The 9896-nt window shown below is 64.9% G+C and carries 8 protein-coding genes; 7 read left to right on the top strand and 1 reads right to left on the bottom strand.

Going from position 1 to position 9896, the window contains the following annotated elements; genetic code table 11:
- Positions 1–14: 14 nt before the first annotated feature.
- Positions 15–1454, bottom strand: coding sequence for an efflux transporter outer membrane subunit (locus tag GCM43_RS25340; RefSeq protein ID WP_152248650.1), 1440 nt, complete (start codon positions 1452–1454; stop codon positions 15–17).
- Positions 1455–1529: 75 nt separating this feature from the next.
- Between GCM43_RS25340 and GCM43_RS25335 the strand changes: the two genes are divergently transcribed.
- From GCM43_RS25335 to GCM43_RS26620, 7 genes are all read left to right on the top strand, one after another.
- Entirely contained in the window at positions 1530–2084 is a 555-nt protein-coding gene (locus tag GCM43_RS25335; RefSeq protein ID WP_152248649.1) for a TetR/AcrR family transcriptional regulator, read from the top strand.
- Complete coding sequence (locus GCM43_RS25330; RefSeq protein WP_152248648.1) at positions 2081–3253, top strand: efflux RND transporter periplasmic adaptor subunit; 1173 nt, start codon at positions 2081–2083, stop codon at positions 3251–3253. The genes GCM43_RS25335 and GCM43_RS25330 overlap by 4 nt, the downstream gene beginning before the upstream one ends.
- Positions 3250–6378: an efflux RND transporter permease subunit gene (locus tag GCM43_RS25325; RefSeq protein WP_152248647.1), complete on the top strand. Its 3129-nt coding sequence runs from the start codon at positions 3250–3252 to the stop codon at positions 6376–6378. The genes GCM43_RS25330 and GCM43_RS25325 overlap by 4 nt, the downstream gene beginning before the upstream one ends.
- Complete coding sequence (locus tag GCM43_RS25320) at positions 6375–7751, top strand: patatin-like phospholipase family protein (protein ID WP_193315747.1); 1377 nt, start codon at positions 6375–6377, stop codon at positions 7749–7751. Before GCM43_RS25325 ends, GCM43_RS25320 begins: the two co-directional genes overlap by 4 nt.
- A 21-nt stretch (positions 7752–7772) precedes the next feature.
- Positions 7773–9140 carry an NAD(P)/FAD-dependent oxidoreductase gene (locus GCM43_RS25315; RefSeq protein ID WP_152248646.1) on the top strand — a complete coding sequence of 456 codons (1368 nt, stop codon included), beginning with the start codon at positions 7773–7775 and terminating at the stop codon, positions 9138–9140.
- A 98-nt stretch (positions 9141–9238) separates the two neighbouring features.
- On the top strand, positions 9239–9706 hold the full coding sequence (locus GCM43_RS25310; protein WP_193315746.1) for a helix-turn-helix domain-containing protein: 468 nt from the start codon (positions 9239–9241) through the stop codon (positions 9704–9706).
- Positions 9707–9747: 41 nt separating this feature from the next.
- Positions 9748–9896: transposase (locus GCM43_RS26620; RefSeq protein ID WP_193315745.1), on the top strand; the 149-nt coding region annotated here is incomplete at its 3' end.

Here is a 9896-nt window from a genome sequence, read left to right as displayed (position 1 = left end):
CACAGCTTGCCTGTTCACACCGGGCCAGCAAAGGCCCGCCGCAACGCCACCGCCGAGGCCCAGCGAGCGCCTTCGGCCTGGCTGGTCATGTCTTGGGCGCGCAATTCGCCGCGCCTTACGTCTAGGACCGCACTCACATCCACCATCCCCGCTTCGTAGAGACGCTCGGCGCGGCTGGTGGCGGTCGCGCTGGCATTCCTGGCCTGCTGCCAGCGGGCCAGCGCCGTCTCGGCTGCTGTCCATTGCGTCAGGCCCACCTCCACATCAGCTAACGCCGCCAGCATGGCTTTTTCATAATCTGCCATCGCTTCGCGCGCACGAGCCTCCTGCACTGCGATATTGGCACGTATGCGCCCCCCGTCCAGCAACGGCATCGAGAGCGATACGCCCAGGCCGGTCAACGTCACTGGTGTGGCGGAGCCGCCAATGGCCGCCAGCCGCTCGCGCGCGCCGCTCCATTCGATCTGTACGCGTGGATAAAGATCGCGCCTTGCCACGCCCACCCGCGCCAGTGCGCCGTCGAGCGCGCGTGCCTGACGCCTGACGTCTGGACGCTGCTCAAGCAGCGCGCCTGGCAGCAGCAGAGCCGGCGGCTGTGGCGCCGCAGTGCCGTCCGCAAGCATAAGGGTCGGCGCGCGGCTCACGCCTAGCAACAGCGCCAATTGTCGGTTTCTGACCCGGAGGGAGCCATCGAGTTCGACAGCCAGAGCGCGCTCTTGCGCCACCTCAGCCCGCCAGCGCTCCACGTCCAGCGCGGTGGCCTGACCGGCGTCGAACTTGCGTTGTGCCACGTTGAGTTGCAGCTCTGCCAGCTGCGCCGATTCCGCCGCCAGCAGTATGCGACGGTGCAATGTGCGCAGCTCGAAATAAGCGGTGGCGACGTCGGCCGCCAAAGCGATGCGTGCTGCCGCCAAGGTCTCTTCTGCGCTGCGCGCGTCGGCACCGGCTGCATCGACCGCCGCTGCCCCCCGGCCAAAGACATCGACCTCCCAGCCGGCCCGTAGGCCAGCGACGCTGCGCTCGGCACGCGGGTCGTCGCTGCTGTTGCGGCCACGTTGAACGCTGGCCGTGGCATCGACCCGTGGACGGCGTTCCGCCGCCGCCCCATCCACCAAGGCCCGCGCCTGCGCCATCCGGGCGGCTATTGCCTGCAGGTCGCGATTGGCCACCAGCGCGGTGTCGACCAGGCCATCGAGCTCGGCGCTGCCAAAGTCGCGCCACCACTGCGCTGCCACCGGCTGCGCATCCGCCGCCGCAGCCTGAGCCGCGCTCCATTGTGAGGGTGGCTGAACCGCGGCCAGCGCGGCATTCGATGCCGCAGCCGGCGTGGCCGGCAAACTGCTGTCAGGTGCGCTGGCGCAGCCTGTAAGGCCAAGCGCAATGATCAGGGCCAGGCCACCGGTACTGCGGCCGGAGCAGGAAAAAATACGGGCTGAAGAATTCTTTGTGGTCATATGGGTTCCAAGTGTTGACGTGCGGATGAGCATTACTTTACTATACGTATAGTTTATATTCAAGAGAGGCTTTTCATGACTTCCACTGCCGGACGTTCCAGCTCCCGGGACAAATTACTCGATGCTGCTGTTAGCCTGGTGGCGCAGTATGGCGTTCACAACCTGACCATTGAGGCCACCGCCGCCGCTGCAGGCGTTACCAAGGCTGGTCTGATCTATCACTTCAAAACCCGCAGCGACCTGCTGGCGGCGCTGGTCGAGCGCATGGCTGGTGAGCTGGAGTTGCAAAGCCGAGGCGCGGACCACGGTGCGGCGCCTAAGCCGCTACGCGAGCAAATCGGGCACATGATCGACTTCACCTTCGACATGCCGGCCAGCCAGCAGCGCTTGCTGGCCAATATGCTGGCGGCCGTGTCTGAAGAGCCGCAACTGCTGCCACCGGCACAAGCGCTGTTTGCCCGTGCCTACGAAGAGCTGGGCAGCGGGTCCGATTCCGGTCTAGGCTTCGTGTTGTGCGCGGCGCTCGATGGCGTATTGCTGCTTGATTTGTTGCGGCTGTATGCATTTACGCCGCCGCAACGCGTCGCGCTGCGCGAGACCTTGCTCAAATTGGCAAAGGATCTGCCATGATTATTCCTGTTCAGCAAAGGTGCGAAGATCAGGCCGCCGACAGCGCCCCGGTCCTGGGCCGCACCGCGTTAGCTGCCGCCTGCATGTCCGGCTTGCTACTGCTGGCCGGCTGCTCCCATCCGGTCGAACCGGTGGCGGCGTTGCCCAAACCGGTCAAAATCGAAACCGTAGGCGCGTTCGACGCCGGCCAGGGTAGAGGCAGCTTCGTCGGCACGGTCAGGGCGCAGCAGCGCGGTGAACTGAGTTTCGAGACCGCGGGCAGGGTGGCTGCGGTTCTGGTCGAGGTGGGCGACCGCGTGCGTGCCGGCCAGGAACTGGCTCGCCTGGACCCCGCGCCGGCCCGCTGGCGCCTGGACAAGGCCGCGGCCGATGACAGCGCGGCGGTTGCCGCGCTGGCCGAACGCGACACCCAGTTACGCCAGCAGGAAGCGCTCAGCCGCGACGGTATCATCTCGCCCGCCGCGCTCGAAACCGTACGCGCCGCCCACGCGCTCGCGAGCAGCCAGCGCGGCGTGGCCCAGGCGGCGCTGGCTGCGGCGCGCCGCGATGTCGCTCTCACCCGCATCACGGCGCCGTTCGCCGGCGCCGTGGTGGCCCGCCTGGTGCAGCCGTTTGCCGACGTGGCGCCGGGCCAGGCAATTGTGCAGGTGCAATCGGAACAGGCGCAGGAAGTGCTGGCGATGCTGCCCGATACCGTGGCCTCCGGCCTCGCGCCCGACGCAGTCGCCCGTGCTCGCAGTGGCAACCGGGATATTCCGTTGACGCTGGAACGGCTGTCGGCACGCAGCGATAACGGTTCGCTGGTGCAAGCGATCTTCAAGCTTGCGCCGGGCCATGACGTCTTGCGTAACGGTGCAGTGGTAGCGGTAGAGCTGCCGGACCACGCCGCTGACGTTTTACTGAGCGTGCCCATGGCCGCGGTGATGACCGGCGCCCGATCAGCGCAGAAGCCTGGCCAGGCCAGCGTATTTGTGCTCGACAAGACCGGCACGCTCGTGCGTCGTCCGGTGCAAACCGGTACCAACTTGTTACCCGGCAGCCGCATGGAAATCCGCCAGGGCGTGCAGCGCGGTGATCAGGTCGTGGTGGCTGGCACAGCCTTCCTGCACGAAGGCCAGGCCGCCGTGGCGCACCAGCCGCAAACGCTGTTGCAGGGAGACCCGCGATGAAGCTGACCCATGCCGCGTTGAACGCTAGCCGGTTGACCTTTTTTGCCGCGTTGCTGATCCTGGTGACCGGCGTGTTCGCCTTTCTCAGCTTTCCGTCGCAGGAGGAGCCTTCGACCACTGTACGTGAGGCCCTCGTGTTCGTGGCCAATCCAGGCATGCCCGCCGAACGGATGGAGCAACTGGTGGCGCGCCCGATCGAGCAGCGCTTGCGCCAATTGCCCGAAATTAAACACATAACCAGCACCATCCGTAGCGGCTCGGTGATCTTGCAGGTGGCCCTGCGCGAGGACGTGCATCAGTTGCTGCCGGTTTGGCAGCGCGTACGCGCCAAGGTGGCGGAGGCCACGCCGCTGTTGCCCGCCGGCACCCTGCCGCCGCAGATCGACGACGACTTCGGCCGCGTGGCGATTGCCTCGATTGCAGTCACGGCGCCCGGCTTTTCCATGAGCGAAATGCGCGAGCCCCTGAAGCTGCTGCGCGAAGGCATTTCCACCTTGCCGGGTGTGCAGGGTGTGACCTTCCACGGCTTGCAGGAAGATCGCATCTATCTCGAATTCGACCAACCGCGCCTAGCCGGCCTGGGCCTGGACACGGCGCAGGTTATGCAGCAGTTGCAACAACAAAACGTAGTGCGGTCGGCAGGACAGGTGGTTTTGTCCGGCATCAACAGCGCAGTGGTGGCCTCCGGGGAAATCCTTTCGCCTGCTGCGCTGCGCGACTTCGTGCTGGCCGTTCCGGCCGGCCCCGCTGGCGCGAATGGTGGCGGTGGCGCCGCCAGTGTACGACTGGGCGACCTGGCGCGCATTCGCGTGCTGGCGGCCGACCCACCCGACAGCGCTGCCATTTACCGCGGCGAAAATGCTGTTGTGCTTGGCATTTCCATGCGTCCGGGCCAGAACATCAAAACGCTGGGGCAGCAATTGAAATTGCGCGTCGATACCCTGACTGGACAGTTGCCGGCCGGTTTCTCGCTCGATTTCGTCACCTTCCAAGCCGACGTGGTCGAACGTGAAATGGGCAGCATGAACCGGGTGATGGGTGAGACGGTCGCCATCGTTATTACGGTGGTAGTGCTTTTCCTTGGCTGGCGCGCCGGCGTGATCGTCGGCAGCATCGTGCCGCTCACCATCTTGGCCACCTTGCTGATCATGCGCAGCATGGGTATCGAATTGCATATCGTGTCGATGGCGGCCATCATCATAGCGCTGGGGCTGCTGGTGGACAACGGCATCGTCATTGTCGAGGACGTCGAACGGCGCCTGGCCGACGGCGAAGACCGGCGCGACGCCTGCATTGCCGCTGGCCGCACGCTGGCCATTCCTCTGCTGACGTCATCGCTGGTGATCATCTTCGCGTTCTCGCCCTTTTTCTTCGGCAATACCGCGATCAATGAATACTTGCGCCCGCTGGTGGTGGTGCTGACTTTGTGCCTGCTCGGCTCGTGGGTATTGTGCCTGACGGTGACGCCGCTGCTGTGCTACCTGTTCCTTAAGGGGGGCCACCACGATGCCGCAGCTCCGGCTTCAGAAAGCCGTTTCTATGCCGGATACGCCCGCGTGATTCGTAAGGTACTCGACCACAAGCTGCTCTTCCTGGCGGTAATGGCGGTGCTGCTGTCGGCGGCACTGGTGTTGCTCGCGCGCATACCGGCCGGCTTCCTGCCACCTTCGGACCGGCCCCAATTCCAGGTTGCGCTGGAACTCCAGCCAGGCGGTGATGCCCGCCGCACGCTGGCAGTGGTTCGTGATCTGAGCCGCTGGCTCGGCGACCGTGAGGCCAATCCTGAAGTGGCCACCAGCATCGGCTATGTGGCCGACGGCGGGCCGCGCGTGGTGCTGGTCCTTAACCCGCCGCTGCCGGCGTCGCACATCGGCTACTTCACGGTCAGCGTGCACGATTCAAAGCAGCTCGACGCCATGCTCGAGCGCACCCGGCGGTGGATGGCGGTGCGCCATCCGGACGTGCGCGTGGACGCGAAGCGCTTTGCGCGCAGCGCCAACGATGCCGGCATGGTCGCCTATCGGCTGATTGGCCCGGACGAGGCGGTACTGCGCTCCCTCGGTGAACAAGTGGCGGGGGTGCTGCGGCCGATGCCGGGGCTGGTCCAGGTACGCGATGACTGGGGACCGCGCGTGCCGCGCGTGGATGTCCAGATCTACCAAGCCAAGGCACGCCTGCTGGGTGTGAGCAGCGATGATATCGCCGGCGCGCTGGGCACGCGGTATTCAGGTACCGATGTCTCACTGCTGCGTGATGGCGATACGGCCGTGCCCCTGGTGGTGCGTGGCAGTGACGCCGAACGCGCACGCCCCGACGATCTTGCCAACACCCTGGTCCATGCCAATGGCGCCGGCCAGGTGCCGCTATCGGCAGTAGCCACTGTGAGCGTGCAGTCGGAGCCGTCGGTCATCCGCCGCCGCGACCTTGAGCGCACCCTCACCGTTGAGGGGCGCAGCACGACCACCACCGCACAGCAAACGGTGGATGCGGCAGCGCCGCAGATCGCTCGTATTGCGCTGCCGCCCGGCTACCGCATCGAGCTCGGCGCCGAAATCGAGGAGGCGGCCGAGGCCAACGAGGCCCTGGCCGAATACATGCCGCACGCGGTGGTAGCCATGCTGATCTTGTTTATCTGGCAGTTTGGTTCGTTCCGCAAGCTTGCCATCATTCTCGGCATCATTCCCTTTGCCCTGATCGGCGTGGCGCCTGCGCTCAAGTTGTCGGGCGAGCCGCTCGGCTTCATGGCCAACTTCGGCTTGCTGTCGCTGGCCGGGATCATCGTCAACAATGCGGTGCTGCTGCTCGAACGCATCGAGGCAGAACTGGCCGCGGGCAAGCCGCGGCGGGAAGCGGTGGTGGCCGCGGCCGTGGCGCGCCTGCGCCCCATCGTGATGACCAAGCTGACCTGCGTGGCGGGACTGGTGCCGCTGCTATTGTTCGGTGGCAGCTTGTGGGCTGGCATGGCGATCACCATCATGGGCGGGTTGCTGCTGGGCACCCTGATCACGCTGGGGCTGGTGCCGGTGCTCTATGAGTGGCTGTTCGGTTCGCGACTGGCCGCCTGGCTTCAGCGCCGCATCGGTGCCAATGCCAGTACCAACGCTAAACCCGGGATGGCGGCTTGAAAACGTTCAGACTGCGCCTGGGTGTGCTGCTCGCACCGCTGTTGCTGACCGCGTGCGCCAATACCAGGCCGTGGGTGAACCCGGTGGCAGATACCCGCACCTTGCAGGCTATCGCCGAAACCAGGTCGCAGCCGCAGCGCGGTTCGGTGGTGGTGGCAGCGACGTTTTCCGGCGGCGGCGCACGGGCCGCCGCATTCGGACTCGGTGTACTGCGCGAACTACGCGACACGCCGATCGATGCCAACAAGGGGGACGGGCAGGGCGATCATCCGGCCACGTTGCTCGAAGCACTGGGCCTGGTGAGCGGCGTCTCCGGCGGCAGCATCCTGGCCGCCTATTACGCCGCGTTCGGCGAGCAGACGTTTACACGCTTCGAGTCCGACTTCCTTCAGGCCGGCTTTCAAGACGGGCTGATCAACCAGGCATTGATGCCAACCACCTTGTGGCGGCTAGGTTCCCCCTGGTACGGGCGGGGTAACGTGCTGTCCGATCAACTCGACGAACTATTCCAAGGCAAGCGTTTCGACGACGTCATGCGACGTCCGGGAGCGCCGCTGCTGCTGGTTTCTGCCACCGATCTCAGCACCGGGGCGCCTTTCGAATTCACTCCCGAGCAGATGGCCCTGTTGTGCAGCGACCTGGCCCAGGTGCCGCTGTCGTTTGCAGTGGCGGCATCGGCAGCGGTACCGGTGCTGCTGTCGCCGCTCACGCTGCATAATCATGCCGGCCATTGCGGCGGGGATGCAACGGTGCCGCAGGCAGGTCCGAGTGACGGGGTGGACAACTTCCGCACCCGGATGCTGCGCGTGTCGGCCGAGAGCTACCGCGATGCACGGGTGCGTCCGTACATCCACTTGGTCGATGGCGGCGTGAGCGACAACCTTGGCGTGCGTCCTTTGCTGGACCGAGTACTCGTAGACGGCTCGCTCGAACATGCGTTCCGCGACTCGCCACGCGGTTCGATCCGGCGCGTGGTGCTCCTGGTTGTGAACGCCGAGCGTGGCATAGGCGAGCGCATCGACCAGAGTGCCCGCGTACCCGGCGCCCTGCAAGTGATGGACACCCTAGTCTTCGGCGCCGGCGCCCGCGAGACCCAGGTTACGCTGGCACTGCTGCGCGACGACCTGCAACGCTGGTCGCAGGAACTGGCCGCACTGCGCGGCAGGGAGGGGACCCCGTTCGCGCCCGATGCCGAGATACACGTAATCGGCGTCAACCTTGGCGACACCGGCGACCCGACCCTGGCACAAATTCCCACTGCCTTCAGTATCGCCCCCGGCGACAGCCGACGCCTGCATGCGGCCGGCCGCCAGGCGTTGCGGCAATCACCGCAATTCCAGTCCTTGCTGCGAGGCTTGCCGCCATCCAACTGACCCATGCCACGACAGGACCCTATGAATACGACCAAATTTGACTCGCCCCCGGACTTGCGCGCCGGGCCACAGCGCTCGCTGCTCATCGTCGGTGGCGGCATTGCAGGGCTGGAGCTCGCTACAGCTCTGGGGAGATGGCGCCGCCGGCTTGGCGCGCGCGCGGCAAACGTGCCCGACATTACGCTGGTGGACCGCGACTTCGCCCACGTGTGGAAGCCGATGCTGCACACGATTGCGGCCGGTACACGCGATATCCACCAGCAGCAGACGTCTTACATTGCCCAGGCGCGCGCGGCAGGCTTTCGCTACGAGCCGGGGGAGTTGTGCGGGGTGCACAGGGGATCCCGCATAGCTCACCTCGCTGCCATGCACGCCGAGGACGGACGATTGCTGATACCCGCCCGGCGCCTGCATTACGACACGCTGATCGTCGCGGTTGGCAGTCGCGCTAACGACTTCGGCACGCCCGGTGTCGCTGCCCATTGCCATACCATCGATTCGCGCCAGCAGGCGGACGCGTTCGGCCAGGAGGTGCGTCTGCGCCTGCTGCAATGCATGGCGCACGGCGGCGTGCCTGGCGTGCCGGGCACGTTGTCGATTGCTATCGTTGGTGGCGGCGCCACTGGGGTGGAGCTTGCCGCCGAGCTGACAGGGCTTGCGGCCTCGGCCGAAGCGTACGGCGCGCATGGGCTTGCCACCCGGGTCCGCATCACGCTGATCGAAAGTGCGCCAAGGTTGCTGGCGGCATTTCCGCAAGATATATCGAGTGGGGTGCAAGCACGCCTGGAGGCACTCGGTGTGCGGGTGCGGACAGCCACCCGCGTGGCGGCAGCTACAACAAACGGCTTTCTACTGGCTGATGGGTCCGAAGTCGGCGCTAGCCTGAGAGTATGGGCGGCAGGCGTGAAAGCGCCGGATTTCCTGGCTGGGCTGGACGGGCTGGAGACTAACCGCAGCCACCAGTTGCTGGTGCGGCCTTCGCTGCAAACCACGCTCGACGACCATATTTACGCAGTAGGCGATTGTTGCAGCCTTGTCTACGCAAGTGCCGATCGTCCGCTACCACCGACGGCACAGGTGGCGCATCAGCAGGCTCAGCATCTGATCCGACACCTGCCGGCGGCTTTGCTCAGTGGCGCGACAGTGCCGGACTTCCGCCACACTGACATGGGGGCGCTGGTGTCGCTGGGCGACTACGATGCCTTTGGCGCGCTGGGCAAGACCGGGCTGTTCAAGGGGGTGACCTTCAAGGGACGGCTCGCACAATACAGCCACGAATGGCTATACCGCAGCCACCAGGCCCGCTTGCACGGTTTCTGGCGGGGCAGCCTGCTGTGGTTCGTGGATATGCTCAACAGCCGCTTGCGGGCGACGATACGGCTCGATTGAGCGGCCCGGCGTGTGCGAATTCGAAGGGCGCACCGGCTAAGCAATTCGTCAATTTTTGCTGTCAAAGCCTGATAGGCAGCGACGCAGGAGTTGAGGTGATGAAACTACTAATACTACAACAAGCTGAACAGCAAACATTGCGTGACATGGGTGTTTTTCATCCGCATCCACGTGTACGGATACGTGCCCAAGCGATAGTTCGATTGAGCCAGAGACTGACTTTGCAGCAAACCGCGAACGAATTCCATGTCCATCTGAACAGCATTGAAGCATGGCGGCAACGCTGGAACAAGCAAGGGCTGATGGGTCTTTATGAAGGCCATCATACCGGGCGCAAACGCAAGTGGACAGATCAACAGCAAGAGGCACTACGAGCATTGGCGCAAGCCGATGGGGGCAGCGCCAACAGCCTGCTGCGGACCTTGGCGCAAACGGAAGGTTTGCCAGCCATCAGCCAGGAAACGGCAAGACGATATCTGCACGAGATGCAGTTCAGCTACAAGCGCTACCGCTACAGTTTAAAAAAAAGCATCCACCGGAAGCTTTCGGCAAGGCCGCACGAATAATCGGCGAACTGGATCAACAGGCACGTGCCGGGCAGTGCGAATTGCTGTTTTATGACGAGTCCGGTTTCAGCCCGGATCCGCCGATTCAGTCGGGTTGGTCGCCGATTGGTCAGACGCGTGGCGTAGAACCGCTGTCGCATGGCGAGCGCGTCAATGTCCTGGGAGCGCTGCGCAATGACCACACGCTGTA

The sequence above is a fragment of the Janthinobacterium aquaticum genome, from assembly GCF_009208565.1.
Lineage (GTDB): Bacteria > Pseudomonadota > Gammaproteobacteria > Burkholderiales > Burkholderiaceae_D > Janthinobacterium.
This window is presented reverse-complemented; position numbering and strand designations above follow the sequence as displayed.

Coding starts and splice junctions, on each gene's coding strand:
- GCM43_RS25310 (WP_193315746.1), top strand. CDS start 9,239: ATGAAACTACTAATACTACAACAAGCTGAACAGCAAACATTGCGTGAC.
- GCM43_RS25340 (WP_152248650.1), bottom strand. CDS start 1,454: ATGACCACAAAGAATTCTTCAGCCCGTATTTTTTCCTGCTCCGGCCGC.
- GCM43_RS25335 (WP_152248649.1), top strand. CDS start 1,530: ATGACTTCCACTGCCGGACGTTCCAGCTCCCGGGACAAATTACTCGAT.
- GCM43_RS25325 (WP_152248647.1), top strand. CDS start 3,250: ATGAAGCTGACCCATGCCGCGTTGAACGCTAGCCGGTTGACCTTTTTT.
- GCM43_RS25330 (WP_152248648.1), top strand. CDS start 2,081: ATGATTATTCCTGTTCAGCAAAGGTGCGAAGATCAGGCCGCCGACAGC.
- GCM43_RS25315 (WP_152248646.1), top strand. CDS start 7,773: ATGAATACGACCAAATTTGACTCGCCCCCGGACTTGCGCGCCGGGCCA.